Genomic DNA, 26,101 nt, shown 5'->3' on the forward strand with positions numbered 1-26,101 from the left:
CCGGTGTCGACTGCTCCGACCATGAGGTCAATATCAAGGTGCTGCTCGACGGCGTGGTCAGCGCGGGCGTACTGCCCGAGGCCGAACGCAATCCGCTGCTCGCGTCGATGACCGATGAGGTCGCCCAGATGGTCTTGCAGGACAACGTCTCCCAGAACTTCCTGATGGGTATCTCCCGGGCCGAGGCACCCCGGATGCTGAATGTGCATCAGCGGCTCATCGAAGATCTGGAGGCGCGTCGCGGGGTGGATCGCGAGCTGGAGGCGCTGCCCTCGGAGGTGGAGATCAAGCGCAGGATCGAAGAGGGCACGGGTCTCGCGTCGCCGGAACTGTCCAATCTCATGGCGCACGTGAAGCTTTCGCTCAAGGCCGACCTGCTCGAAACCGATCTGCCGGATATCGCGTATTTCGCCACCCGGCTGCCGGAGTACTTCCCGACACCGCTGCGCGAGCGTTTCGGCGCCGCTATCAAGCGGCACCGACTGCGTCGCGAGATCACCACCACCATGGTGGTGAACGAGATGGTCGACTACGGCGGCATCTCCTATGCCCATCGGCTGAACGAGGAGATCGGCGCCAGCTCGTCCGACGCGGTGCGCGCGTTCGCGGCGGCCAGCGAGATCTTCGATCTGCACGATATGTGGGCGCGGATCCGGGCCACCGATGCCGCGGTGTCGGTGCGCGACGAACTCGAGCTGGAGACCAAGCGGACGCTGGACCGCGCCTCGCGCTGGTTGCTGAGCAACCGTCCACAGCCGATCGCGGTCGGCGCGGAGATCAACCGGTACAGCCGGGGCGTGCGGGAACTGGCACCGAAGGTGCCCGGCTGGCTGCGCGGACATCACGTTGCGACGCTGACCGATCAGTCCGCCGAAGTGATCGCCCGCGGCGCGCCGACCGACCTCGCCACCGAGGTCTTCGGGCTGCTGAATCTGTTCCCGCTGCTCGATGTGTTGGATATCGCAGATATCACCGATCGCAGCGGTGAGGAGGTCGGCTCGCTGTACTACGCGCTCAACGATCACCTCAAGATCGATTGGCTGTTGCAGGCGGTCAGCCACCTGGAACGCGGCGATCGCTGGCATGCGTTGGCCCGGCTCGCACTGCGTGACGATATGTACGGATCGTTGCGCTCGCTGACCCTCGACGTGCTCTCCGGGGGCGACCCGGAGGAGACAGCGGACGAGAAGATTGCATACTGGGAGTCGAAAAACCAGTCCCGGCTCGGGCGCGCTCGGGCCGCGCTGTCGGAGTTGTTCGAGTCCGGAACCCACGATCTCGCCACGCTGTCGGTTGCGGCGCGGCAAGTGCGAAGCATGGTGAGCGGGGTGGGCGCTCAATCGGAGGTACCGCGTTGACCAGTTCGTTCAACCGTAACGGGAGCGCGCTCGGTGGCAGCCTGCTGCTGCCCAAGCGCTTCCACGCCAAGGTAGACGTCAGGTGGTCGGACATGGACGTGTTCCAGCATGTCAACCATGCCCGCATGGTGACGTTGCTGGAGGAGGCGCGGATTCCGTGGCTGTTCGAGGACGGGCGCCCGACCGCGCCGTTGCGTGAGGGCTGTGTGCTGGCGGACCTTCGGGTCCGCTACCGCGGCCAGCTGCGGCACGAGGACACCCCGCTCGATATCGCGATGTGGATCGAGCAGCTGCGCGCGGTCGACTTCACCATCGGTTACGAGGTCCGGGCCAATGGCGCGGCCCCGGACTCGCCTGCCGCGGTGATCGCCTCCACCCAGATCGCGGCCTTCGATATGCGCACGCAGCGCCTGCGTCGGCTCACCGATGGCGAACGTGATTACCTCTCCGAGTGGAAAGACTGACAGCGGAGCGAATCGACTCGGCGGGAGCTGGTGGCCGATCGGGCGGACATGTTCGGCTCGATCGCGGGCAGTGGTGGAATGGTCGTGTGGTGATGGCTGAATCCAGGTGCGGCGCAAAGATGGTGACGCGCTGATGTCGGGGCAGCGGGTGCTCGATGTCTCCGATCCGGCCGAGCGTGAGAACCTGGCGACGTTCCTGACCCGGGCGACGCGTTTGGACCCCGCGGCGGTGGTGCGTTTGCGCCGTCGCGGGGGACGGTACGTATCCGCATGGGTGGCAACGGGTTTCGAGGCGCTCGCGGTGCGCACCGTGGTCGCCGAGCTCGGTGTCGACGATGTCACCGTCGGTGCCGATCTGGTGCTGGCCGGTTTGCCGTCGGGCAGTCCGATCGATCTCGGCTACTCGATGGATTCGGCCTGGCGCGGTGCGCTGCCGCCGGATGTCGGCTTCGAACATGTCGATGATGTGCCCGCGCGCACCCTCGTCGAACTCGCCGAACAGGGGGCGGCGCTGGCCAAGGAGCACGGCAGCAGTCACGGCCCGCCCGCCTCCCTGCTGGACCAGACGGTGCTCACCGTATCGGCGGCCGAAGCTCGGGTGCAGGTGCCGATGCGCGTCGTATTCGCCCTCACCGCAATGGATTTCATTCCGCACTCCGGTGACAAGGCCGACCCGCGCCGCATCCCGCCCGCCGAGATCGTCCGCGTGCGGGCCACTAGAACTTGGTTGCGTCTCGATGCGCGCTACGGCTCGGTAGCCCGCCGCCGCGGTGGTGGCATCCCGCTCACTCCCAGCTAGGCTCCCGCACAGCTGCTGCCGCGAATGCTGACCGGGCCGCTCGATCGGTCCGCTGTTCCCTCGAGCGGCCTGTAGTCGACGGGGTGTCGAAGCGCCACAGCCGTTGGTCGGCCGGGTGCTCGACCGGCTCCGGATCTCGCCGCACTCTTCTTCGACCTCCGAGTCAGGAAACGCCGAACAGGCGCAGGGCGGCGGTAGTGGCCGCGGCGGCCAGGATCACCACAAGCATGGGCTGGTTGCGCCAGGCCAGGAGGCCGCCGACGAGAACGCCTGCGGGAAGGGCTAATCCGAGATGGCCGGAGCCGGTGGGCAGGGTGGTGATGGCGACCATCGCGGCCAGCAGCACGACCGCGCCGATCTCCAGGAGCTTCGTCGCCCGCTCCGGGAAGCGGATGCGATTGCGCAGAGCAGGACCCGACGAACGGAACGCGTAGGTTCCGGCGGACAAAGCGCCCATGGCCGCCAGCAAGACCGGTGTGCTCATACCTGCCCCTCGTGGGTGCTCGGCTGCGTCATGCCACGGGCGGCGGTGTCGCGCTCGCTCATGACGCCTGCGCCATGCCAGGCTCTTCGCCGTCCCGGTTCGAGATGGCGAAGAACAGTCCCGAAAGCGCAACCAGCACAGGCATTCCCGCGGGCAGGAACGGAGCGCTCGCCACGGCGGCAATGGCGCCGATCAGTGCGGCGCGCAGGGTGCCGCGTGCTCGGAGTGCGGGCATGATCAGCGACAACAGCACCGCAGGGAACACCGCGTCCAACCCGATCGCACCGGTATCGGGCACCACGGTCCCGATCAGCGCACCGATCGCCGCACCGCCCGGCCATGCGATGAGCACGCCCAACCCGCTCACCCAATACGCGGCCCGCCGTCGCGCCACATCGGGCTGGGCCAGTGCCAGCGCGACGGATTCGTCGTTCATCACATGCACGCCGATGCGCCGCCGCCATCCGGTGCCGACCACATCGGGCACCGACAGCCCGTACGGCAGATGCCGGGCATTGACCAGCAGTCCGGCCAGCACCGCCGCGATCGGGCTGCCACCGGCGGCCATGATTCCGATGAACAGGAACTCCGCCCCGCCCGCGAGCACCACGACCCCGAGCACAACCGGCACCCAGAGCGGAAATCCGGAGGTGACAGCGGTCGCACCGTAGGAAACACCGATCAGCCCGACTGCGAGCAGTACCGCCGCGATCCCTGAAAGTGTGTCCCGATCGAGTGTTCGCCATATCGAACGCATGTAGCTTATAGTGAACATGGCGGGACGATTCGTCAATATGGTTCTCTGTTGGGCGGCCGGTTACTCGACGGGAGCGGAAATGGAGCAGAGTCCGACGACGCCACAGGCGGTGATCGCCGCTGCCCTGCGCCGCGAACGCACCCGCGCCGGGCTATCGCTCACCGAGGTCGCCAACCGCGCGGGTGTGGCGAAATCCACACTGTCCCAACTGGAATCCGGCACCGGCAATCCGAGCCTGGAGACATTGTGGGCGCTGTGCGTTGCCCTGGACATGCCCTTCTCACGGCTGCTCGACCCGCCGCGGCCCACCGTTCACGTCATCCGCGCGGGGGAGGGGCCGGTGGTCGCCGCCGCCGAGTCCGAGTATCGCGCAACGTTGCTGGCGGCCGGTCCGGCCAACTCTCGCCGCGATCTGTTCCGCATCACGTCCGAACCCGGTCATGCGCGCAAATCGGAGCCGCATATCCCGGGTGTGGTCGAGCACGTGCTCCTCGCCAGTGGACGCGCGCTCGTCGGCCCGATCGACGCACCCGTCGAGCTAGCGCCCGGCGACTACATCGCCTACCCGGGCGACGCACCGCACGTCTTCGAGGCCCTCGAACCCGACACCTGGGCCACCTTGGTCGTCGAATACACGTGATCGGCTCGTCCGGCGATCACCGGGCTGCCGGAATTCCGGCCCGGTGACGACCTCGCCGAACACATCGCGGGCGCCCCGCCCTAGAGGATCGACGGCGACATCGTCACGACCTCCGGCCGCGGCACATCTCGCCTCAGGCCATGCGAAACCCGCTCCGGCCACGCATGCCTCGAAGCTTCAGGCAGCGCCCTCACCGAGATACTGCAACCACACCGGATCGAGATCGGCAGTCGTGGACAACAGCCGCCAATGCGGCCCCTTCGGCGAAACCAGCGGCGAACGCAACGTCCACCCCAGCTCGCTGAGCAGCTTGTCGGCCTTGCGGTGGTTGCACGGCGCGCAGCTCGCGACGCAGTTCTCCCAGGAGTGTTCGCCGCCGCGGCTGCGCGGGATGACGTGGTCGATGGTCTCCGCCTTCCCCCCGCAATAGCCGCAGCGGTAGCGGTCGCGGTGCATGAGGGCGGCACGGGTCATCGGGACGCGCGCGCGATAGGGCACGTGCACATAGCTGCGCAGCCGGATGACGGAGGGAATCGTGACGGCGGACTCGGCGGAATGCACCACCGAACCCTCGGGGTCGTGGTGGACGGTATCGGCTTTATCGCAGATGAGAAGTACGACGGCGCGGCGCGCGGACAGTGCGGTGAGCGGCTCGTAGGTGGCATTCAGAAGCAGCACCCGGCGCTTCAACCAGCTGGCGGCCTCGTTCTGGACGGGAGTGAGGTGTGGAATGTGGTGAGCAGGCTCACCGGTGCGATGGGCACCCGGATGGTGGTCGGACAAGATGTGCAGCGGAGTAGCCCCCGACCCACGATTGTGGACGTCGGCGGGCTGGAGTTGTCGGTGCGTCCTGGCCTCATGTGATCGGCCGTGCCGCTGCTTCATGGTGACCCCGGTTTCTTCGTAATCAAGATCATGTGGTATCTCGGCAGAGACTGCCACCCAGTTGACCATGGAACGCCTGCTATTGCACGGTGATTTCGCACAATGTCGGATGAACTGTGGTTGAAGGGCCGCCCGTTCGTAACGCGGGCACAATGGACGGCGGCACATTGCCCCGATCGAGAGGACCTGATGAGTTCCGGCGAGCAGACAGCCACGTCGTTCTACGAGGCGATCGGTGGTGCGGAGACGTTCCAGCGGATCGTCGCGGTGTTCTATCGCGAGGTGGCGGGCGATGAGGTGCTGCGCCCGCTGTATCCGGAGCAGGACCTCGGACCGGCCGAGCGGCGCCTGCGCATGTTCCTGGAGCAGTACTGGGGCGGGCCGCGCACCTACTCCGACGAACGTGGGCACCCGCGGCTGCGGATGCGGCATATGCCGTTCGAAATCGGTCCGGTGGAGCGCGACGCGTGGCTGCGCTGCATGCACATCGGCGTGGCGGAAATCGAACCGGAAATCCTGGACGACGAACATCGCAAGGCATTGCTCGACTATTTGGAGATGGCGGCAAATTCGCTGATGAATGCGGCTTGGTGAGATCATTCCGTCGAGTTCCCGGGTCAGCGCCGGGGTTTCGGCTCGGGTTAAGCAACGCTGACAATTTGCCGGATATCGCAGAACACAGTTGAGCTTGGGCGAATTCACCGAAAATCTTTGGCACTATTGCGGATGTGACTGATACACCTGCCGTGCCGGCGCCGGTGGATCGCACCGCCCAACCTTGGTGGCGGTCGGCCGTGTTCTACCAGGTCTATCCGAGATCCTTCGCGGACTCCGACGGTGACGGGATCGGCGATCTCGGTGGAGTTCGCGAGAAGCTCGGCTACCTCGAACTACTCGGGGTGGACGCGCTCTGGATCTGTCCGGTGATGCGGTCGCCGATGGCCGACGGCGGCTACGACGTCGCCGATCCGCGCGATATCGACGCGCTGTTCGGCGGTATGGCGGCGATGGACGAGTTGATCGCCGAGGCGCACGACCGCAATCTCAAGGTCACCATGGATCTGGTGCCGAACCACACCAGTGACCAACATCCGTGGTTCGCCGCGGCATTGGCCGCCGCACCCGGCAGCCATGAACGCGAGCGCTATATCTTCCGCGACGGCCGCGGACCCGACGGCGCCACGCCGCCGAACAACTGGCCGAGCATCTTCGGCGGACCCGCCTGGACCCGGATCACCGAGGCAGACGGCACCCCCGGCCAGTGGTACCTGCACATCTTCGCGCGCGAGCAACCCGATCTGAACTGGCAGAATCCCGAGGTCGCCGCCGATTTCGAGCAGACGCTGCGGTTCTGGCTCGACCGCGGCGTCGACGGCTTCCGTCTCGATGTCGCGCACGGCATGGCCAAACCGGACGGACTGCCCGATATGGTGCGCGTCGATACCAAGATGCTCGTGCACGACGACAGCGATCCGCGCTTCAACAATCCCAATGTGCACGAGATCCACCGCCGCATCCGCAAGGTGCTCGACGAGTATCCGAACGCGGTCTCGATCGGCGAGGTGTGGGTCGACGACAACACCCGATTCGGCGAGTACGTCCGACCGGACGAACTGCACCTGGCCTTCAATTTCCGTCTCGCCGAGACCGAATTCGCCGCCGATCCGGTGCGGGCCGCGATCGACAATTCGCTCGCGGCCGTCGCGCCGGTGGGCGCCTCGCCCACCTGGACCCTGTCCAACCACGACATCGAGCGCGAGGTCACCCGCTACGGCGGCGGTCCGGTCGGGGTGGCGCGGGCGCGGGCGATGATGATGGTGGAGTTGGCGCTGCCCGGTGCTGTCTTCATCTACAACGGCGCCGAACTCGGACTGCCGAATGTGGACGATCTGCCCGAGGCGGTGCTGCAGGATCCGGTCTGGGAGCGTTCCGGACATACCGAGCGCGGACGCGACGGCTGCCGGGTGCCGATTCCGTGGGAGGGCGCCACGCCGCCGTTCGGCTTCACCACGGCCGAGCGGTCCTGGCTGCCGATACCGCCGGAATGGGCGTCGTCGTCGGTCGAGGCGCAGTTGGAGGCACTGGGCTCCACGCTGTCGCTGTATCGCCTGGCGATCGAATTACGCGGTGTCCGACCGGAATTCGCGGGCCCGCGGATCGAGTGGTATGGCAGCCCATCGGGTTGCCTGGCCTTCCGGCGACCGGGTGGACTGGTCTGCGTGCTGAACGCATCTCCGGTGCCGATCTCCCTGCCGCCGGGCGATGTACTGCTCGTCAGCGCTCCACCGGTGAACGGACAGTTGCCCGCGAATGCCGCCGCCTGGCTGGTGTGACCGGACAACACGAGTTCGACTAGAGCGCGAACTACTACAGAGGATCGTCTACCTTTGTTCCGTGAGCATTCTCGAGACAGTGCTGATCTTCCTCGGCATCCCGCTGGTGATCTACGGCGCGATCGCCGGATTGTCGTTTCTCGGCAAGCCACTGCCCGGCGAGAAGCCGGTCCACTTCGATCTCGGTCAGAAGTGGACCCAGCCTCCCGTGCTGTGGAGTGCTACCGACGAGGTGACCGGATCGGGTCACCACGCTGAGTCTTCGCATGGGCACCATGCGGCAATCGAATCCACCGACGTGGAGCTGATCGGAGGCCGGGCAAGTGGCAAGTTCTAATTGGCCCGCGGTAGTCGAATCCGAACTGCCGCACGGTTCGGTGGTCACCAGCAGCGGCCGCGTCTCGGGTGTGCACGAGGCCGGCGCGGTGTTCAAGGAAGCCCCGTTCAGCGATGACGAGCGGCTCACCATGGACAACGTGCTCACCGAGGCGACCCGCGCGACCAAGGTGCGCTTCAACATCTATATCGGCGATCTCGGCGCGGATCCGGCCGCCGGTGCGGACGCTGTCTTCCCCGCGACCCCCGAGGCCGCGCGTTCGGTGCTCATCGCGGTTTCGCCCAATGACAAGGCCATCGAGGTGCGCTCCGGCCACGAGGTCGCCGATCGCGCCAACGACCGCGTCTGCCAGCTCGGCGTCACCGCCGCGCTGAGCTCGTTCCGGCAGGGCCAGCTCATCGACGGCTTGGTCTCCGCGGTTCGCGTGATGGCCGCCGCCATCGGTCGCTGATCGTTCCACGTCCGGCGCGTTCACCTCGGTTGAGGTGAACGCGCCGTTTGTGTTTCAGCGCTGGGTGTTTCAGTCCTGGGCGTCGAAGGCGCGGGCGCGCAATGAGCGTTCGATGCCCGCCTTGCCCTCGATCACCAGGCGGCGCAGCGCGGGCGGATGGTCGTCGGCGAGGAACTTGTCCGCCGTCGCGACGGCCTCCTCGCTGATCGCCCACGCCGGATAGAGCCCGATGACCACGGTCTGCGCGACCTCGCTGGAGCGGCGCTCCCAGACGCCGGGAACCTCGGCGAAATAGCGCTCCACGTACGGCGTCAGCAGCTCACCCTGGCTGTTGGGCGCGAAGCCGCCGACGATCGAGCGGGCGGTGATATTCGGGACCGAATCGTCGGACATCACCGTCGTCCAGGCCTGCTCCTTCACCTCGGCGATCGGACGGGCCGTCGCCGCGGCCGCGGCGTGCCGCTTACCCGCCGCGGTCGGATCGTTGGACAACTCCGTATCGATCGTGGGGGTGGCGAGCCCTTCGGCGTCGATCTCACCGGCGGCCGCGAGTGCGGTGACCAGCCGCCAGCGCAGATCGGTGTCGACGATCAGACCCGGGAGACCGACCTTCGCCGGATCGCCGTCGAGCAGTTCACCCAGCACCTCGGTGTGCCAGTCCGACAGCTTGGCGCCGGTGAGTGCGTTGACGAAGGCGAGTTGGTGGTCCGAACCCGCCTCGGCCTCGCGAGCGAGCTCCAGCAGCCGGTTGGCGTATTCGGGCCAGCCGGTGGTGGCGGCCCATTCCGGATCCGCGTAGCTGCCGATCGCGGTGTTGGCCTGCATCAGGAGTCGTTGCACCACACCGATTTCGGATTCGGCGCCGATGCCGCGCTGTACCAGGGCGACGAAATCGCGGGCCCGGAATTCGGCCTGCCTGGTCATCTCCCAGGCGGCCGACCACGCCAGCGTGCGGGGGAGCGGTTCGGCGATATCGGCGATGCGGTTGACCAGCACGTCGAGCGAATCGGCATCCAGGCGCACCGAGCAGTAGGTGAGGTCGTCATCGTTGACCAGTACGAACTTGCCGCGTGACACGCCTGCCAACTCGGGGACGTCGGTGCGCTCGGCGGCATCGAGATCGAGCTCGACGCGCTTGGTGCGCACCAGCTTTCCGTCCTGGTCGTCGTAGACGCCGACGGCGAGGCGGTGGACGCGACGTTCGCCCGCACCGGGTGCCGCACCCTCCTGCACCACGGCGAACGAGGTGAACTTGCCCTCGGCGTCGACCTCGAAATCCGGCCGGAGGATATTCAAGCCGGTGGTCTTGAGCCACTGCGCGCCCCAGCCGGACAGATCACGGCCCGAGGACTGCTCCAGCGCTGACAGCAGATCGTCGAAAGTGGCATTGCCGTAGGCATGTTCGGTGAAGTAGGCGCGCAGACCCGAGAGGAACGGCTCCAGACCGACATACGCGACGAGCTGCTTGAGCACGGAAGCGCCCTTGGCATAGGTGATTCCGTCGAAGTTGACCTCCACCGCATGCAGGTCCGGGATATCCGCGGCAATGGGGTGCGTGGAGGGCAGCTGGTCCTGGCGGTAGGCCCAGGACTTCTCCACATTGGCGAAAGTGGTCCAGGCACTTGTGTATTCGGTCGCCTCGGATTGGCACAGTACCGAGGCGAAGGTCGCGAACGACTCGTTCAACCACAGGTCGTCCCACCACTTCATGGTGACCAGATCGCCGAACCACATATGCGCCATCTCGTGCAGTACGGTCTCGGCGCGGCGCTCGTAGGAGGCACGGGTCACCTTGGACCGGAAGACGTAGTCCTCCAGGAAAGTAACGGCACCGGCGTTCTCCATCGCGCCCGCATTGAACTCCGGGACGAACAGCTGGTCGTACTTGCCGAAGGCGTACGGCACACCGAAGTTGTCGTGGTAGAAGCCGAATCCCTGCTTGGTCTCGGTGAAGAGGCGCTCGGCGTCCATATGTTCGGCGAGCGAGGAGCGGCAGTAGATGCCGAGCGGGATGGTGCCGTGATCGTCGGTGTAGGCGTCGGTCCATTCCGCGTACGGGCCCGCGATGAGTGCGACCAGATAGGTGCTCATCCGGGGGGTGGTGCGGAACAGGTGCTTGCCGGGATCGGCGATGAGCGTATCGACCGCGGCGGAGTTGGAGATGACCTTCCAGCTCGGCGCGGCGGTGACGCTGATATCGAAGCTGGCCTTGAGATCCGGCTGATCGAAACAGGCGAACATGCGCTTGGCATCGGCGGTTTCGAATTGCGAGTACAGGTAGACCGCGTCATCGGTGGGATCGACGAAGCGGTGCAGGCCCTCACCGGTATTGGAGTATTCGCAGTCGGCCTCGACGACGAGTTCGTTGCGCTCGGCCAGACCGGTGAGGGTGATGCCCTTGGCTTCGTCGTAGTCGGCGACGTCGATCGGCGTGCCGTTGAGCACGGCGGAGCGGACCCCGCGGGCGACGATATCGATGAACGTGCTCGCGCCCGCGGTCGCGGTGAAAGTGACCGTGCTGCGGGAGAAGAAGGTCTGCTCGCCCGGCTGCCCCGTCCCGTCGGTCAGGTCGAGCTCGATGCGATAGTTCTCGACCTGCACTGTCGAGGCGCGTTCGATCGCCTGGTCGCGAGTCAGGTTCGGTGCGGACATTGGACTCCTTCGTGGTTCGAAGAACATGCACGGGCGGCCCCCGGCGGGCACAGCACTCACCACAATGCCACCTCGGTAAGGTTGCCCGCGCGGGACTTTTCCCCTGAACCCTATCGACCAGGATCGGAGCTGCGACGTGAAGCACATCCACGCCGGAAAGGTGCGCGACCTCTACGAGGACGGCGACACCCTGCTGCTGGTGGCGTCGGACCGGGTATCGGTCTACGACGTGGTGCTGCCGACGCCGATCCCGGAAAAGGGCGCGCTGCTGACCCAGCTGTCCAACTGGTGGTTCGAATTCTTCACCGATGTGCCCAACCATGTTGTCTCCGCGACCGATGTGCCCGCGGAATTCGCCGGTCGCGGCATCCGGGTCAAGCCGCTGAAGATGGTGCAGGTCGAATGCATCGCGCGCGGCTATCTGACCGGGTCGGGGCTGAAGGAATACCAGCGCACCGGGACGGTTTCCGGCGTCGCACTGCCGCGCGGTCTGCGCGATGGCGACATACTGCCCGAGCCGATCTTCACCCCGACCAGTAAGGCCTCCGAGGGCCACGACGAGCCCATCACCTTCGCGGATGTGGTGAATCAGGAGGGCCGCGAGGTCGCCGAGCAACTGCGCGACCTGACTCTGCGGATCTACACCCGCGGTGCCGCGCACGCCGCCGTGCGCGGCGTCATAGTCGCCGACACCAAGGTCGAATTCGGTTGGGACGGTGACATTCTCACCCTCGGTGACGAAGTACTGACCTCCGACTCCTCCCGCTTCTGGCCTGGCGCCGAATGGGAACCCGGCCGCCCCCAACGCTCCTTCGACAAACAGTTCGTCCGCGACTGGTCCACCTCCACCGGGTGGAATAAGGAGTACCCCGGGCCGGAGATTCCCGCGGAGGTCGTCGATGCGACTCGGCAGAAGTACATGGAGGCATACGAGCTGATCACCGGGCAGAGCTGGAGTGGCGCTCCTCGCTGACCATCGGCGGCTGGGTTCGCTAGCGCCGCAGCCGACAACGTTCGCCCGGCCGAGCCAAGCGCCGCACTGGAATGGGTAATCTCGTGGCGTGCATTCGCATCTGATCTTCCACAATCCTGCTGCCCTGCCGCATGACGTGGTGGTCGGGGTGTTGGAGCGGGCGCTCGCTGACCGGGCGCATCAGCCCGACGCGGCGGATGCTCTGGTGGGGAGTGCCTTGAACGACGACGATCGGGAGTTCGTCGAGCACTGGTGCGTGCAGGTCGGAATGCGGGCGGTGTCGGGTAGCCCGCTGCTCGGGCTGGCAGGCCTGTGCCTGGGACATATCGCTCGACGGTTCGGACAGCTCAGCGATGAGTCCGTTGCGCTGGTGCGGTCCTTGGCGACGCGTGCTGAGGTGGATCCGTCAGACGTGGACGGACGGGCACTCGATGGTTTCGACGATGTCCGGAGTTTCCTGCATCTCTGGTGAGGCTGGCCTCATCGGAGTGGGTCAGTGGTGCTCGGTTGCTGTTGGGGACGTGCGGTGGTTGATGGGTGCGGGTGCCTGGTTCTTACAGCGGGTTGGGTGCCTGGTCGAGGCGGGGTGTTCGCTGTCCGGGGCCGGTCAGGCGAGGTGTTCGGCCAGTCGCTCGAGGTAAGGCCGCTGGCCCGCACCCAGTTTGTCGTGCGCGGTGACGAGGTCGAACCACTCGGCGCGGTCGATTTCCGGGAAGGTGGCGAGGCGGCCGGATCTGGGCGGCCATTCCATTTCGAAGGTGCCGGGGACAACGGCGGCCGGGTCCAGATCGCCCTCGACAGCCCAGACGGTGAGGTTCTTGGCGGATTTGCCGCTGCCGTAGCGAACCTCGCCCAACGGCACCCGCTCGCCATCGGGCACTGGCAGCCCGAGTTCCTCGAGAAACTCACGCGCCGCGGCCACCTCGGCGCTCTCGTAGTCCGGTTCGTACTCACCTTTCGGAATCGACCAGGCCCCCGCATCTTTACGCGCCCAGAACGGCCCACCCATATGCCCGATCAGCACCTCGACCGCAGCGGAGTTCCGACGGAACAACAGAATCCCAGCACTGAATTTGCCTGCCACACCGAGCAGTCTGCCGCCTGCCGTCGCCCAGTGTGCACCTGACACGGCGGATCCAGCGAGGTGTGTGGATCTGCGTCAATGCACCCTACGGACCAGCCGCGTGAAGCAAAAGACAGGCCACTCGAGCGTTTTGACGTACTCGAGGATCAGATAAGCAGGACCCACGCGCTGACCCTAGGGACCCAGGTAGAGAAAGCCGCTCGGGGATGGAGCTAACGGCCCGTTGCTGACGGGTGGGGGGCGCTATCGCTGGGCGGACGCCCCAGACTGCCAACGGCAGGTGGAATCGTGGATCAGGCACAAATTTCGTGATCGCCGACCGCTGCGGTCCCCCCGAGATGCACTACTGGACAAGTGATCACGTGGAACTGGCGGCGGCACCCTCTCGGCCGATGCCGCCACCAGTTCCACCTGATCGGCCGTTCTTCCTTCTTCCGCTCAACTTGACCCCAAGAGGTATGCGTGGGCGGTGAGTGGTGCTGATGGTGAGTCATTTCGGCTATGGCGCGCTGGCCCTCACGCGTTCTGCTTGCCGCGATAGCGGCGGGCTGCGCAGCCGCATCCCAGGTTTTGGCGGGATTCGATGGGATGCCGACACCTTTGCGGGTGGAATTCTTGTTGGTGGCCGTTGTCGCCGGAGGAACCACAACGTGGGTTGCAGGTGGACATCATCCGTCTGCGTGCCCGATTACTCCGATCGCTTCAAAAAAATCTTCGCGTTTTGCTTCCAATCAAAACTCAAGTTCAGGTAGTAAACAAGCTGGGTTTGACCTGGCTTTCCACGGTATTTCGACGAAAATGATTGTGTTACAGCGGGATAGCATTATTCAGGTCCTTGTTGAGTTGGGTATGTGCGCCGCCGCAGATTTCGCTGGCCAACTGGGCCGACGGTGAGAACAGTTCGGGAGATGCGTTGTGCGCGGGCGGTGCTCGCACCTGCTCATTCGGCGCTGCAAGTGATAGACCAGCCTGGGTGGGTCGTCGACCGACACATCCGGTCGGGTGAATCAGACGCGCTACCGCTCGACATACGCGACGGGGCGGAGCACCCCCGCGTCGACCAGGGTCCAGAACGCTTCATGTTTTGCGCCGCATGAGTCGGCGTCGCAGTTGATGCGTGCACGGAATACGCACCGTGCTTCGCAGAGGGTGTACGGATGGTCCGGTGCACGGTGGCACTGGTCGCGTGCGATGCGAGCAAGTATTTCCGTGCTGGGGCGTTCACCGTCGACGTGCACCGGGCGGTCGAGGAGGTGCGGCAGTACGTAGAAGACCACAACGCCCAGCGTGACAACCCCCGCGACTGTGGCGCATACAACTCCAGTAGTCGACATGGCTAGTCGACCTCCATGTCATCGATCGAGATCGGCTCCACGGTGATCACGGTGTGCTCGTCGAACGCGTGTTGGTCGTCCAATGTGAATGCGAATGTCTGGCCGATGAATCCGTGGTCGTCAACCGGGGCCCAGGAACCGTCGTCGTGCTGCAACCAGCCCGCCAGGCGATCGGTTCCGGCGTTGGCGTCGCGGAGCGCGACAACGATTGCGCGGCTTGCGCGCTCGATATCGGCGGTGCAGTAGTGGCAAATTCCGGTGTGCGGCTCGGCGTCCTCATGGGTGCAGCGGGGGCAGGGCTTCGCTTTCGGCTCACTGAGCGCCAAGACGGTCCCCTCGGGTGATTCATCCTCTCCGGAGGACTCGACACCCCATCGCCGGTGCGGCCCTCGGTGCGGCTCTTCTGCCGCAGGTGGATCCACCCACTCGCGGACCGCGTGCGCGAACAGCTCGACCAAATCACCCGGTGCGCCGGAATAGATACCGGGCGGGCCGATGAAGGGATCACGTTGCGGCAGTTGTGAATTAGCCCGTTTGTTCAGCGCCGAGAGTTCGGCGTATTCGTTGTGCGCCCCATGTCTTTGCCCTCCAGCTCGTCATTGATGAGCACCCGCCGCCGAGGGCTTCAAGGCCACCGACCACGGAACACACATCGCGGTCGGGATGCCGGATAAGGGATATGGGTTTCGGTCATCACCCGGCGTCGGGGCTATAGCAAGCCTCGCGCCGTGGGGGGGAAGTGTCTGTGTCACTTCCGGAATCAGTTCACCGAAAGTGCCACGAAAGCATGTGATCAGCAGCGAGTTCAGTACTCGAGGCGGACAAGCTCGGCCAGCTCCCGCATTTCATCGGTGAGGGTGCGACGCTGATGGACGATCGTTCCGAGGATGTCACGCGCATAACGCTGCTGCGCAAGCCATTCCGGTGCTGCCGTGCGCAGCTGCTGCAAGGTGTGAGTGGCTTCGCCGTGCTGGCGCAACTGGGTGTGCGCGTTGGCAACGTCGAGCCGGTGCCGCAGACGACCGGCCGCGGTCGGCGAGAGTACCGTTGTCGGAAGGCTTTCCGCGATGGCGAGCGTCTTGCTCGGCTGTTCGGCGATTACTGCGCATTCGCCGGTGATCTGTGCGACCGTCACAGGCCCGAACAACCTGTTCGGATTCGGGTCATACAGCACCTCGTGGCCGATCCGGTCTGCTGCCGCACGCGCCAAACTCAGCGCATCCTCTGTCTCGCCGGGCGAGTTGTCGCGTACACCAACGTTTGCGACGTACAGCCACAGCCGACCCCATAGCGCGAGCTGTGAAACCGTCGCGCGCGAGAACCGCGGCTCGATGTCGTCTGCCCATTTCACTGCCAACTCGCGGGCGATGTCGAGCCTGCCTTGACGGAGGGCGGACCAAACCAGAACATTCACCGCGCCGACCGCTATCCCGCGCTCAGGCGCGGCATCGATGGCCTGATCCAATGTCATTGCCGCAATATCGAATTGCCGATTCTGGGTCAGCATCCAGCCGGTCATACTGAGCAGGCGGGCGCGTATCGCGCGGCCTTCGTGATCGGTGAGAGCGTCGGCATCGCACAGCAGCGCGGGGAGCACTGCCGAGGTCTCTCCGTATCGGTGCTCGTCGATCATCGGCATCAGTGCCTCGTACGCTGCGTGTACGCCCGCGTTCGTCGGCTGCTCGTCGATTGTGTCGTTCGCGTCCAGACCAGCGAGCGCTCGACGTACAGGCTCCCAGACATCCGACGTTTCGGCGTCGGCATACTCGGCGTCTGCGCGTCCAGCCTGAAGCGTCGACGTGCGCGTCCGGAGCGCGATGGCGAGCTTTCGCAATGTCTCCAAGCGGACACCTGCCCGGTCGCCCTGCTCGAGCTTCCGAATCAATGACAGTGAAACGCCAGAGTTGTTTGCCAATTCGCGCTGACTCAATCCGCGCCGCTTCCGCGTTGACTTAAGTCGGTCCCCAAGATCCGCACTCATGTACACCACGCTACGGCTGATTCGCAACCACGTCACTGTGCCGGTCTCGAGGCTCCCAGTCGATGTAGGCGTTGAGACTCGGGTCCGTTCGGCATCAGCGATCGGTCAGCAAGCGAGAGCCTTTCGCTGTTTTACATCAGGTGACCCTGGCGTAGGTTGGGACCTTTCCAGGTCTGACCTGGGGGATTGGTGTTCGTGTCCCCTGAGCTCCACTAAGGCCCTGCCACGTTGGGATTCCGCTTTTCTGTCCCGTTTTGTGTCGACCAAGATCCACTCATCGGCCGGTGAGGCCGCGGTCGAGCAGTTAGTGCTCGACCCGCGGCCTCGTTACTCACTCGCCCATAGGCAAACTCCTACCCAATCCATGGACGGCGAACGCAACGTCACGTAAGCCCGCAGCGCTCCCAGTGCGAACAACCACTAATCCGCAAAGCGTGAGATAGCAGATGAAACAAAGGGATCCGAGCAAGGCGATTTCAAACACACCAACTCCTACGACGGTGCAGGGCAATCAATTGCTGTGCCCAAGCGGCATCTACGTGCGCTCAGGGCACCTTCGATCCAGATGCAGCCCCATCCAGAGTTGTCGGCCGATCAGGGGCCCACAACCTAGTTCGCCGCCCCTCGGCGCGGCGTACTGCACGGGTATAACGACGCACTGTGCCCAATGTGGTAACCCCCCGTAGTGGGCTGTACAACATATGAACCAGTGATCGTGCTTGTCAGACTGGGTGCCCTCCAATGGTTTTCGATGGAACCCCTTGCCGATCATCATTCCGAAGGCCATAGCACCGCGCAAGCATTGCTTGCGTCCCGTGCGTAGAGCTGGATGTCCAGTACGTGGCCAGGTTTATCCGATAGGACAGTAGGCCGACCGCATCGGCGCACACGGTGGGTCGAGGGGCGGCGAATGCATTCGGGTCGCCTGGGAGTGAACGATGACAACCGACCGGCTTCAAGCTGGAGGTAAGGCGTCGTGGCGGAGGTGGGCGGCGCGGAGGGTCAGGTAGTCGCGTTCGGGGGTGCTGGCGGTGTGGTTGGCGGCGCAGGTGTAGCAGGTGATGGCTGCGGCGAAATCGCCTGCCATTTCGTGTAGGTGGCCGCGGACGGCGTCGAGGCGGTGATTGCCCGCCAACTGGTCTTCGAGGGTGTCGGCGAGGTCGAGACCGGCGGCGGGGCCGTGCACCATGGCGGTGGCGACGGCGCGGTTGAGAGTGACCATCGGGTTCTTCGAGATGCGCTCGATTATGTTGTACAGGGCCAGGATTCGACGCCAGTCGGTGTCCTCGGCACGCAGCGCCTCGGCGTGTAGTACGGCGATCGCGGCCTGGATCTGATAGGGACCGGTGAGACCCGAGGCGAGTGCACCGGTCGTCAACGTGATGCCCTCGGTGATGAGCTTGCGATCCCACAGCGCGCGGTTCTGTTCCGCGAGCGGAATCAATTCACCGTGCGCGCCGGTGCGGGCGGCCCGGCGGGAGTCGGTGAGCAGCATGAGCGCGAGCAGCCCCGTGACCTCGGTGTCGTCGGGGAGCAGCCGATGGATCGACCTGGTCAGGCGGATCGCCTCGTTCGAGAGGTCGGTCCGCTGTAGGTCGGGTCCCGCGGTGCTGGTGTGCCCCTCGTTGAAGATCAGGTACAGCACATGCAGCACGGCACCGAGCCGCTCGTGCCATTGCGCGTCACCGGGCCGGGCGAACGGGCGGTCGAGCGTGGCCAGCTTCTTCTTCGCACGCGTAATCCGTTGTGCCATGGTCGCTTCCGGCAGCAGGAAGGCGTTGGCGATCTCCGTCGTGCCGAGCCCGCCGACCGCGCGCAATGTCAGCGCGATGGCACTCGCGGACGACAGCGCCGGATGGCAGCAGAGGAAGAACATGGCGAGCGTATCGTCACGATCGACGGCCTCGGCATCGGGCACGTCGCGCTCGAAAACCGTTGTCTCCCTATGTCGCCGGGCCACCTCGGCGCGCACCGTATCGGCCATCCGTCGCTGCGCGACCTGGATCAACCACGCCCGCGGATTATCCGGCAACCCATCGGCGGGCCATTGGGTCGCCGCCGCGAGCATCGCCTCCTGCAGCGCGTCCTCGGCGGTGTCGAAATCGCCGAATCGGCGTACCAACGTGCCGAGGACCTGTGGCGCGAGTTCGCGCAACAGGTCCTCGATGGGCGGTGCTTCGTGCATGGACAACTATTACTCGGTCGCCGGGGCACCCATCACCGCGCGCACCTCGATGTACTCGCCGATCGGCTTACCACCCGGTCCGGGGGCCGCCGACGCCTGTGCGGCGATCTCCAGCGCACGCTCCGGACTTTCCACATCGACAACCCAATATCCGGCCAGGAACTCCTTGGTTTCCGGGAACGGCCCATCGGTGACGACCGGCGCCGAGCGTCCGTCCGAACTGACTAGTCGGGCCTCGTCCGGCCCGGCCAGGCCCTGCGCGTCGACCAGTTCGCCGGTCTTGGCCAGCTCCGCGCCGAGCGCCCGCTGGAAGTCCATATGCGCCTTGATCTCCTCCGGCGTCCACTCGGTGATCGGGACGTCGCAGCTGGCGGCGGGTCCATAGGTCTTGAGCAGCATGTATTTCATTTCCGGTCTCCTAGCCTGCGGTGCGCCCCGGCGGCGCGCTCGCGATGAGGTCGGAGCTGGGTGCGCCGATTCGACGCATACACGATAGTGATCCACATCACAGCGGCGCGGAGGTGTCTGCGAGCCTTTCCGGATCGACCTGCTGGCCGATCAACTCCTTGATCCGGTCGGTCACGTCCCAGATGTTCACATTCATCCCCGCCAGCACCCGGTTCTCGGCATCGAGCCAGAACGCGACGAACTCGCGCTCGCCCACATCACCGCGCACGACCACCCGCGCGTACTCGCCGGTCGCGGCATATCCGGTGTACTCCATGCCCAGGTCGTATTGGTCGGTGAAGAAGTACGGCAGGCGTTCATAGGAAGCCGATTTGCCGAGCATGGTCTGCGCCGCGACGGCGGGCTGATTGAGCGCATTCGCCCAGTGCTCCACCCGAATTCGGCGCCCGAGCACCGGATGCTGCGCGTCGGCGATATCGCCGACCGCCACGATATCCGGGTCGCTGGTGGCCAGGCTCGCGTCGACGAGTACGCCACCGTCGGTCGCCAGCCCCGCGTTCGCGGCCAGTTCGATATTCGGCCGCGCGCCGATCGCGACGAGTACCGCATCGCCCTCGATCACGGTGCCGTCGGTGAGCCGGACGCCGCTCGCCAGCTCCACCCCTCCCTGACTGGCGGTGATCGCCCCGGCCTGATGAGTGGTGATCGACTCGACCTGCGCGCCGAATCGCAGGTCGACGCCGTGGTCGCGGTGCAGATCTGCGAAGACCTCACCCATCTCGGGGCCCAGCGCCGCCAACAGCGGCAGTTCGGCGGATTCGACAATGGTGACCTCGACCTGGGCGGCGCGTGCGGCCGCGGCGACCTCGAGCCCGATCCAGCCCGCCCCGATGATGACCAGCCGCCGGGCCGAGCCGAACAGCTCGATCAGGCTGTCGGAATCGCCGATGTTGCGCAGCGTGTACACCTCCCGCGCATCCATGCCAGGAATCGGCAGGCGGCGCGGTGTCGAGCCGGTCGCGAGTGCGAGCTTGTCGTAGCCGAGCGTCGAACCATCCGGCAGCGTCACGGTTTTCGCGCTCGGATCGATCGCGCCGATCTCGGTGCCGAGCCGGACGTCGATATGGTGATCGCGGTACCACTGGCCCGGATCGACGGTGAATTCCTCGAGTGATTTCTTACCGAGCAGATGTTCCTTGGACAGCGGTGGTCGCTCATATGGCAGGTAATCCTCGGCGCTGATCAGCGTCACGGTTCCGGCGAAATCGTTGGCGCGCAGCGCTTCCGCCAGTTTGGCCGCGGCCAGCCCGCCGCCGACGATGACGAAATGCTGATCAGAGGTCATTACGGACTCCTTTTCGGGAGGGAACCGGACGCCTGCGTGTCACCCTACTGGGACCCCGGGCCGCCTTTTCGGAAAATCGGGCGTCCGGTCCGGGAACGAATCGCGCGCCCGCGTGGTTGGCCACGGATAGTGGCGCGGCGAATCCGCGCGTTGCGAGCGTGCGATGGAGAGGAACCTCTGTGAGCGAGACGACCACCAAGAACGTTGCCGATTTCTGGTTCGACCCGCTGTGCCCCTGGTGTTGGATCACCTCCCGCTGGATTCTCGAGGTCGAGCAGGTCCGCGATATCGAGGCCCGTTTCCACGTGATGAGCCTGTCGGTGCTGAACGAGGGCAGGGAGGGCCTGCCGCCGCAGTACGAGGAGTTGCTCGCCACCGGCTGGGGTCCGGTCCGGGTCGCCATCGCCGCCGCCGAGGAGCACGGTGACAAGGTGCTGTCCCCGCTCTACACCGCGATGGGCACCCGCATCCACAACCGTCGCGAGGAGTACACACGCGACTCCCGCAAGGAAACCCTCGCCGCCGTGATCGCGGATTCGCTCGCCGAGGTGGGCCTGCCCGCCGAACTCGCCGCGGCCGCCGAGAGCACCGAATTCGACGAGGCGCTGCGCAAGAGCCATCACGAGGGCATGGATAAGGTCGGTCCGGATGTCGGCACCCCGACCATCCACATCAACGGCAATGCCTTCTTCGGTCCGGTGCTGTCGCGGATCCCGCGCGGCGAGGAGGCCGGGAAGCTGTGGGACGCGGCGGTCACGCTGGCCGACTACCCGCACTTCTTCGAGCTGAAGCGGACCCGGACCGAGGATCCGTCCTTCGACTGACCGCGGACCTACGGCACGGGTTTCGGCGGCAACGCCGGAACCTCGCCGTAGCTGCTCGGGTACGAACCGGCCGGTGGCGCACCGGCCGGTCGGTTCGGTCGCCAGAACAGCTTGCCGTGCCTACTGCGGTCGCGCAGTGCCCACATCCGCCAGGTCAGCACCGGATGCGAGGACATGGCATTGCTGATCCAGACGAAGAAGCCCTTCTCGACCGCGGCCCGATCGGCCATCTCATCGAAGCCCACCAACTTGTTCAGGTACTTGCCCGCCGCGAGGGTGCCCATGGCGCCCGGTGCGCCGACATGCCGGTTGCAATAGCCGTGGTTGTCGGCGGTGTACTCCTGGGACCGGATCAATGAGCTGCCGATGATCGGGAGTGATGGCGCCACGAACATGCCGAGCTGACGCCAGTACGAGGTGTGACCAGCCGCGATATGCCCGACCTCATGACCGATGATGAAGGCGAGAGCCTCGGGTTCGCGTGCGGCGCCGCCGATTTCGAACAGATCGCTGTAGACCGCGACATAGCGCCGGAACCCGTGACCGGATGCGAAGGCATTGATCTGGCCGTTGCCGAGCACGACATAGGCATCCGGCGCCTTGGCCATTCCGAATCGGGCCGCCGCCTCGACCACGAGCTGATAGCCCTCCGGAAACTGGGTCGGCGACATCTTGACGCCGTTGACCCGCATGGCCGCGTAGCCCATACCGCGCAGGAACCACACCACGATCGGTGCGAAGACCAGGATGATCAGGTAGATATTCGGCTGCTTCCCATCCAGTACGAGATCGATGCACACCGCCACCGCGATCAGCATCGCGAGCGTGGTGATCACACAGACGACTACCAGCAGTGGAATCTCCCACGGGTGCCGCGCGGGCATGCCGTACGGGGACAGGCCGCGCGGCTGCCGCTGCGGGGGCGTGCCGGGCGGGACCGGAGCCACACCGTATCCGTACGGCGCGGGTCCGTAGTGGGGTGTGGGGAATCCGGGGTACGGCGCGGCGGGGTATTGCGGCGACGATGGGTACTGCGGCGAATCGTTCGGTGTGGCGGTCGCGTCCTGAGCCTGCGCCCATCCGCCGAGAGCGGGATAGGGGTCGGCGGGTCCGCCCGGCTGCTGGGGCGGCTGGGAGTCGTGCGGCTGCATGCGAAGAACTCTATTCATTTGCCGGGGACGAGGTTCGGCGCCGTTGGTGTGCGGTCGGCACTGGTGGCCGCGAACACCGCTGACATACCTGTCGATTCGCCGTGGCCGCCAGTGGTGTTAATGCCCGGTGGTGCGGCACTCGCACGATGCCGCACCGTTTTCGACTCAGTGGTTCGGCGGCAAGATCACCGGGTCGGGCAGGCACAGGCTGGCCGAGCGGGTCGTCGGCACCGGTCCTTTGCCAGGGTCGAAACTCCACTGCGAGATCGAACCCGCCGCCTTCCACCGCAGCGTGCCCGTCGCATCGGATACCACCTCATATATTTGCTCGCTGCCATCGATGAGCTGAGTGCCCACGCAGTAGTCGTTGTACTGGGTGCCGGGTTGCAGTGCTCCCGCGCTGAAGTTGCCCGAGGGACCGGCGGTGGCGCCGGGATTTGCGACGGTGCTCGGCGTGTGGACGGCAGCGCCCCGGAGCCACTGGGGTGCGCCGCGCTGATCTGTCGCGCAGGTAAAGGTCGAGCCACCGGCCACCAGTGTCGCGCCTTGCGCATGGCCGGATCCCGCCCACAGGCAATCGACAGCAGGCGCGGCGCTCGCCTGGCCGGTTGCCGCACCGAGCAGACCGGCCGCGGCCCCCGCGGCGATCGAGATGGCGAGCCCGCGACGCAGCCGTGGCGTGGTGCGTCCGGACTTGGTGGAGAGCAGCGACTTCATGATGTTTCCCTTCGGCTGGCAGCGGTGAACTTCTGCCATCAACGATCACGTTGCGGGCTCGTTGCCACGAGGGAGCGCAATCCCGAATCGATGGTGTCGTCAGGTGCACCATGACGGTGGTGCCGCCCACCGCGCGCCGCGCGAAACACGCCTGACACAATCGCAGCCATGCGCGTATACCTGGGTGCCGACCATGCCGGTTTCGAACTGAAGAATCACGTCAAGGCCCATCTGGAGCAGGCGGGCCACGAGGTCGTCGACTGCGGCGCCCTCGAGTACGACGCACTCGACGACTACCCCGCCTTCTGCATCGAGGCGGCCCGCCGCACGGTCGCCGATCCGGGCAGCCTCGGGCTGGTCTTCGGCGGCAGCGGCAACGGTGAGCAGATCGCCGCGAACAAGGTGCCCGGCGCCCGCTGCGCCTTGGCCTGGAGCGTGGAGACCGCGCAACTGGCCCGTGAGCACAACAACGCCCAGCTGATCGGCATCGGCGGCCGCATGCACTCCACCGAGGAGGCGCTGGCGATCGTGGACGCGTTCGTCTCGACCAAATGGTCCGAGGAGCCGCGCCACCAGCGCCGCATCGACATCCTGGCCGAGTACGAGAAGTCCGGTGTGGCCCCGGCGGTTCCGGCTTACTGAGCGCGTAATCCGCCGTCGCGCAAGGTAGCCGAGCGGCGATGCGTGGCGGCGAACCGGAGAGGATCTTTAGTCTCGATGCCCGAGAGCTATGCGCTGCACCGGCTTACGCGGCTGCGGCGACAGTGCTTCGCGGGCAGTGTGGTGTGCGTTTCGAGCGCGAAGCAGAGGGGCGCGGCCCCTGCCGAGCGTGGCCGCGAACCGGAGAGGATTTCGACCTTCGATGCCTGAAGGGCACACACTGCATCGGCTCGCGCGACTACATCAGCGACGTTTCGCTGGGGGAGTGGTGCGTGTTTCCAGCCCGCAGGGCAAGTTCGCCGCCGGGGCCGCGCGTATCGACGGACAGGTGCTCATCAAGGCCGACGCATGGGGCAAACACCTTCTGCACCACTACGAGTCGGGTCTGGTCGTACACGTGCACCTCGGGTTGTACGGGGTGTTCACCGAGGTGCCGCTGCCGATGGGTGAGCCGGTCGGGCAGGTGCGGATGCGGATCGTCGGTGACGCGTCGGCCGATGATCGCCTGTACGGCACCGATTTACGCGGACCGACCGCTTGCGAGGTGTACACCCACGCCGAGGTGACGGCACTGACCGAGCGGCTCGGGCCGGATCCACTGCGGCGCGGCGCCGATCCCGAACGGGCCTGGCGGCGAATTCATCGCTCGCGCAGGCCCATCGGCGCACTGCTGATGGATCAGCAGGTACTCGCGGGTGTCGGCAATGTGTATCGCGCGGAACTGCTTTTCCGGCACGGTATTTCGCCACAGCGACCGGGCACCGCGCTCACTGCCGACGAGTGGGGCGCGATGTGGACCGATCTGGTCGCGCTGATGCGGGTGGGCGTTCGGGTCGGCAAGATGGTCGTCGTCCGCCCCGAACACGACCACGGCGAACCCTCCTACGCCGCCGACCGCCCCCGCACCTACGTCTACCGCCGCCCCGGCGCCCCCTGCCGCCTCTGCGGCGCCCCCGTCGCACACACCGTGCTGGAGGGCCGGAACCTCTTCTGGTGCCCCACTTGTCAGGCGGGCTGAACCGCAGCTCTACCGGAAGTAGCGGTGCACCATCTGGGCGATGCAGACCGGCTTGTCAGCGCCTTCGCGTTCCATGACGGCGTCGACGGTGACTTGGACGGCGCCGTCGCCGAGGTCGGTGGCGTCGGTGAGGGTGGCGGTGAGGCGGACCTTGGAACCGGCGGGGACGGGGGCTGGGAACCGGACCTTGTTGAGGCCGTAATTGATTGCCATGCCGCGGTTTTCGATGACGAGTATTTGCGACCAGAGCGGAATGAGCAGCGACAGGGTCAGGTAGCCGTGGGCGATCGTGCCGCCGAAGGGGCCGGTCTTCGCGCGTTCGACATCGACGTGGATCCACTGCTCGTCGTGAGTGGCCTCGGCGAACATGTCGATATCGCGCTGCGGGATCTCGAGCCAGTCGCTGCTGCCGAGTTCGGTGCCGATGAGGTCGAGTAGGTCGGTGGGTTTGTCGACGGTGGTCGCCATGTAGCGCGCTCCTTCGGTTGTTGTGGATTTACGGTGTCAGTCCGCGCATTTGGCGAGCGTCGTCGCGGAGCCGCAGGCGCTCGAGCTTGCCGAGGGCGTTGCGTGGCAGCTGCTCGCGGAAGATGAAAAATTTCGGGATCTTGTATCGGGCGAGATTTGCTTCGAGATGGGTGCGAATCGCGTCCTCGTCGATGGCGTGACCGGCGCGGACGACGATGAACGCCAACCCGACCTCACCCCATCGCTCGTCCGGCACCGCGACCACAGCGCAATCGGAGACGCCGTCCAGGCGGGAGATGGCTGCCTCGACCTCGACGGGGTAGATGTTCTCGCCGCCGGAGATGATCATGTCTTTGACACGGTCGACGATGTGCGCCCAGCCGTCATCGTCGATGCGGACGATATCGCCGGTGCGGAACCAGCCGTCGATGAACGCCTGTTCGCTGGCATCGGGTCGATTCCAGTATCCGGCAAAGACGTTGGGGCCCTTGACGAGTAGCTCGCCCTGGCCGGGTCCCTCGACGATCTCGCCGGTCGGGGTGAGCAGCGCGACGTCGGTGAAGAAGTGCGGAACACCCGCGGATACCGGATGTGCGTCGGCGCCGTGGCGCAGTGCCATGAGCACGCCGGGTGCCGCCTCGGTCATGCCGTAGCCCTGTAGGGCCTGGATGCCGCGGGCCAGCCACGCCTTGGCCACGTGCTCGAGGACGGGGGAGCCGCCGAAGGCGACGCAGCGGACGCTCGACAGATCGGTGGTCTCCCACTCCGGCGCCTCACACAACATTTTCAGCAT

Annotated in this window: 28 protein-coding genes; 13 read left to right on the plus strand and 15 right to left on the minus strand. The window is 65.8% G+C overall.

Going from position 1 to position 26,101, the window contains the following annotated elements:
• The 3 genes from NP3_RS28150 to NP3_RS28160 form a co-directional block, all read left to right on the plus strand.
• A partial coding sequence (locus tag NP3_RS28150) for an NAD-glutamate dehydrogenase domain-containing protein (protein ID WP_174566272.1) occupies positions 1 to 1,358 on the plus strand: 1,358 nt, incomplete at its 5' end.
• A gap of 41 nt (positions 1,359 to 1,399) precedes the next feature.
• Positions 1,400 to 1,822 (plus strand): acyl-CoA thioesterase, encoded by a 423-nt coding sequence (locus NP3_RS28155; RefSeq protein ID WP_157124589.1) that lies wholly within the window; start codon positions 1,400 to 1,402, stop codon positions 1,820 to 1,822.
• A 133-nt stretch (positions 1,823 to 1,955) separates the two neighbouring features.
• Positions 1,956 to 2,621 (plus strand): DUF8185 domain-containing protein, encoded by a 666-nt coding sequence (locus NP3_RS28160; RefSeq protein WP_063044647.1) that lies wholly within the window; start codon positions 1,956 to 1,958, stop codon positions 2,619 to 2,621.
• A gap of 163 nt (positions 2,622 to 2,784) precedes the next feature.
• Here the strand turns inward: NP3_RS28160 and NP3_RS28165 are convergent, their stop codons facing one another.
• Entirely contained in the window at positions 2,785 to 3,105 is a 321-nt protein-coding gene (locus NP3_RS28165; RefSeq protein WP_063044627.1) for an AzlD domain-containing protein, read from the minus strand.
• A gap of 58 nt (positions 3,106 to 3,163) precedes the next feature.
• Positions 3,164 to 3,862 (minus strand): AzlC family ABC transporter permease, encoded by a 699-nt coding sequence (locus NP3_RS28170; protein WP_063044628.1) that lies wholly within the window; start codon positions 3,860 to 3,862, stop codon positions 3,164 to 3,166.
• 79 nt (positions 3,863 to 3,941) lie between these two features.
• Here NP3_RS28170 and NP3_RS28175 point away from each other — a divergent pair, with 79 nt between their 5' ends.
• Entirely contained in the window at positions 3,942 to 4,502 is a 561-nt protein-coding gene (locus NP3_RS28175) for a helix-turn-helix domain-containing protein (RefSeq protein ID WP_063044648.1), read from the plus strand.
• A 177-nt stretch (positions 4,503 to 4,679) separates the two neighbouring features.
• On the opposite strand, the gene NP3_RS28180 is transcribed toward NP3_RS28175, so the two are convergent.
• Positions 4,680 to 5,387, minus strand: coding sequence for an HNH endonuclease (locus NP3_RS28180; protein WP_174566273.1), 708 nt, complete (start codon positions 5,385 to 5,387; stop codon positions 4,680 to 4,682).
• Between the two features lie 189 nt (positions 5,388 to 5,576).
• Between NP3_RS28180 and NP3_RS28185 the strand changes: the two genes are divergently transcribed.
• The 4 genes from NP3_RS28185 (at position 5,577) to NP3_RS28200 (ending at position 8,508) form a co-directional block, all read left to right on the plus strand.
• Positions 5,577 to 5,981 carry a globin gene (locus NP3_RS28185; RefSeq protein ID WP_063044629.1) on the plus strand — a complete coding sequence of 135 codons (405 nt, stop codon included), beginning with the start codon at positions 5,577 to 5,579 and terminating at the stop codon, positions 5,979 to 5,981.
• Between the two features lie 134 nt (positions 5,982 to 6,115).
• Complete coding sequence (locus tag NP3_RS28190; RefSeq protein ID WP_084509089.1) at positions 6,116 to 7,720, plus strand: glycoside hydrolase family 13 protein; 1,605 nt, start codon at positions 6,116 to 6,118, stop codon at positions 7,718 to 7,720.
• A 61-nt stretch (positions 7,721 to 7,781) separates the two neighbouring features.
• Entirely contained in the window at positions 7,782 to 8,057 is a 276-nt protein-coding gene (ctaJ, locus tag NP3_RS28195; RefSeq protein ID WP_063044630.1) for an aa3-type cytochrome oxidase subunit CtaJ, read from the plus strand.
• Complete coding sequence (locus NP3_RS28200) at positions 8,044 to 8,508, plus strand: DUF5130 domain-containing protein (RefSeq protein WP_063044631.1); 465 nt, start codon at positions 8,044 to 8,046, stop codon at positions 8,506 to 8,508. The genes ctaJ and NP3_RS28200 overlap by 14 nt, the downstream gene beginning before the upstream one ends.
• Before the next feature lie 69 nt (positions 8,509 to 8,577).
• On the opposite strand, the gene pepN is transcribed toward NP3_RS28200, so the two are convergent.
• Entirely contained in the window at positions 8,578 to 11,160 is a 2,583-nt protein-coding gene (gene pepN, locus NP3_RS28205) for an aminopeptidase N (protein WP_063044632.1), read from the minus strand.
• 136 nt (positions 11,161 to 11,296) lie between these two features.
• On the opposite strand from pepN, the gene NP3_RS28210 reads away from it, so the two are divergent.
• Both NP3_RS28210 and NP3_RS28215 read left to right on the plus strand, forming a co-directional pair.
• Positions 11,297 to 12,133, plus strand: a complete 837-nt coding sequence (locus NP3_RS28210) for a phosphoribosylaminoimidazolesuccinocarboxamide synthase (RefSeq protein ID WP_063044633.1) — start codon at positions 11,297 to 11,299, stop codon at positions 12,131 to 12,133.
• A gap of 88 nt (positions 12,134 to 12,221) precedes the next feature.
• Positions 12,222 to 12,605, plus strand: coding sequence for a hypothetical protein (locus NP3_RS28215; RefSeq protein ID WP_218024948.1), 384 nt, complete (start codon positions 12,222 to 12,224; stop codon positions 12,603 to 12,605).
• 135 nt (positions 12,606 to 12,740) lie between these two features.
• Here NP3_RS28215 and NP3_RS28220 read toward each other — a convergent pair whose 3' ends face one another.
• The 7 genes from NP3_RS28220 to NP3_RS28250 form a co-directional block, all read right to left on the minus strand.
• Positions 12,741 to 13,262 carry an NUDIX hydrolase gene (locus NP3_RS28220; RefSeq protein WP_373864793.1) on the minus strand — a complete coding sequence of 174 codons (522 nt, stop codon included), beginning with the start codon at positions 13,260 to 13,262 and terminating at the stop codon, positions 12,741 to 12,743.
• A 971-nt stretch (positions 13,263 to 14,233) separates the two neighbouring features.
• Complete coding sequence (locus NP3_RS28225; protein WP_157124587.1) at positions 14,234 to 14,551, minus strand: hypothetical protein; 318 nt, start codon at positions 14,549 to 14,551, stop codon at positions 14,234 to 14,236.
• A gap of 2 nt (positions 14,552 to 14,553) precedes the next feature.
• On the minus strand, positions 14,554 to 14,877 hold the full coding sequence (locus tag NP3_RS28230) for a hypothetical protein (RefSeq protein WP_157124588.1): 324 nt from the start codon (positions 14,875 to 14,877) through the stop codon (positions 14,554 to 14,556).
• 479 nt (positions 14,878 to 15,356) lie between these two features.
• Positions 15,357 to 16,532 carry a helix-turn-helix domain-containing protein gene (locus NP3_RS28235; RefSeq protein ID WP_063044636.1) on the minus strand — a complete coding sequence of 392 codons (1,176 nt, stop codon included), beginning with the start codon at positions 16,530 to 16,532 and terminating at the stop codon, positions 15,357 to 15,359.
• 955 nt (positions 16,533 to 17,487) lie between these two features.
• Positions 17,488 to 18,717 carry an RNA polymerase sigma factor gene (locus tag NP3_RS28240; RefSeq protein WP_063044637.1) on the minus strand — a complete coding sequence of 410 codons (1,230 nt, stop codon included), beginning with the start codon at positions 18,715 to 18,717 and terminating at the stop codon, positions 17,488 to 17,490.
• A 9-nt stretch (positions 18,718 to 18,726) separates the two neighbouring features.
• Positions 18,727 to 19,125, minus strand: coding sequence for a YciI family protein (locus tag NP3_RS28245; RefSeq protein ID WP_063044638.1), 399 nt, complete (start codon positions 19,123 to 19,125; stop codon positions 18,727 to 18,729).
• A 97-nt stretch (positions 19,126 to 19,222) separates the two neighbouring features.
• Positions 19,223 to 20,470 carry an NAD(P)/FAD-dependent oxidoreductase gene (locus tag NP3_RS28250; RefSeq protein ID WP_063044639.1) on the minus strand — a complete coding sequence of 416 codons (1,248 nt, stop codon included), beginning with the start codon at positions 20,468 to 20,470 and terminating at the stop codon, positions 19,223 to 19,225.
• Positions 20,471 to 20,649: 179 nt separating this feature from the next.
• On the opposite strand from NP3_RS28250, the gene NP3_RS28255 reads away from it, so the two are divergent.
• A complete protein-coding gene (locus tag NP3_RS28255) occupies positions 20,650 to 21,294 on the plus strand; it encodes a mycothiol-dependent nitroreductase Rv2466c family protein (RefSeq protein ID WP_063044640.1) in 645 nt (214 codons plus the stop codon).
• An 8-nt stretch (positions 21,295 to 21,302) separates the two neighbouring features.
• Here the strand turns inward: NP3_RS28255 and NP3_RS28260 are convergent, their stop codons facing one another.
• Both NP3_RS28260 and NP3_RS28265 read right to left on the minus strand, forming a co-directional pair.
• A complete protein-coding gene (locus NP3_RS28260; protein WP_507762169.1) occupies positions 21,303 to 22,178 on the minus strand; it encodes a M48 family metallopeptidase in 876 nt (291 codons plus the stop codon).
• A 432-nt stretch (positions 22,179 to 22,610) separates the two neighbouring features.
• Positions 22,611 to 23,162 carry a hypothetical protein gene (locus tag NP3_RS28265; RefSeq protein ID WP_063044642.1) on the minus strand — a complete coding sequence of 184 codons (552 nt, stop codon included), beginning with the start codon at positions 23,160 to 23,162 and terminating at the stop codon, positions 22,611 to 22,613.
• 168 nt (positions 23,163 to 23,330) lie between these two features.
• On the opposite strand from NP3_RS28265, the gene NP3_RS28270 reads away from it, so the two are divergent.
• On the plus strand, positions 23,331 to 23,804 hold the full coding sequence (locus NP3_RS28270) for a ribose-5-phosphate isomerase (protein WP_063044643.1): 474 nt from the start codon (positions 23,331 to 23,333) through the stop codon (positions 23,802 to 23,804).
• A 220-nt stretch (positions 23,805 to 24,024) separates the two neighbouring features.
• Positions 24,025 to 24,840, plus strand: a complete 816-nt coding sequence (locus NP3_RS28275) for an Fpg/Nei family DNA glycosylase (protein WP_063044644.1) — start codon at positions 24,025 to 24,027, stop codon at positions 24,838 to 24,840.
• Between the two features lie 9 nt (positions 24,841 to 24,849).
• On the opposite strand, the gene NP3_RS28280 is transcribed toward NP3_RS28275, so the two are convergent.
• Positions 24,850 to 25,308, minus strand: coding sequence for a MaoC family dehydratase (locus NP3_RS28280; RefSeq protein WP_063044645.1), 459 nt, complete (start codon positions 25,306 to 25,308; stop codon positions 24,850 to 24,852).
• A 28-nt stretch (positions 25,309 to 25,336) separates the two neighbouring features.
• The coding region (locus tag NP3_RS28285; RefSeq protein WP_063044646.1) for an AMP-binding protein at positions 25,337 to 26,101 on the minus strand (765 nt) is incomplete at its 5' end.

The sequence above is a fragment of the Nocardia pseudovaccinii NBRC 100343 genome (genome assembly GCF_001613225.1).
GTDB classification, from domain to species: domain Bacteria; phylum Actinomycetota; class Actinomycetes; order Mycobacteriales; family Mycobacteriaceae; genus Nocardia; species Nocardia pseudovaccinii.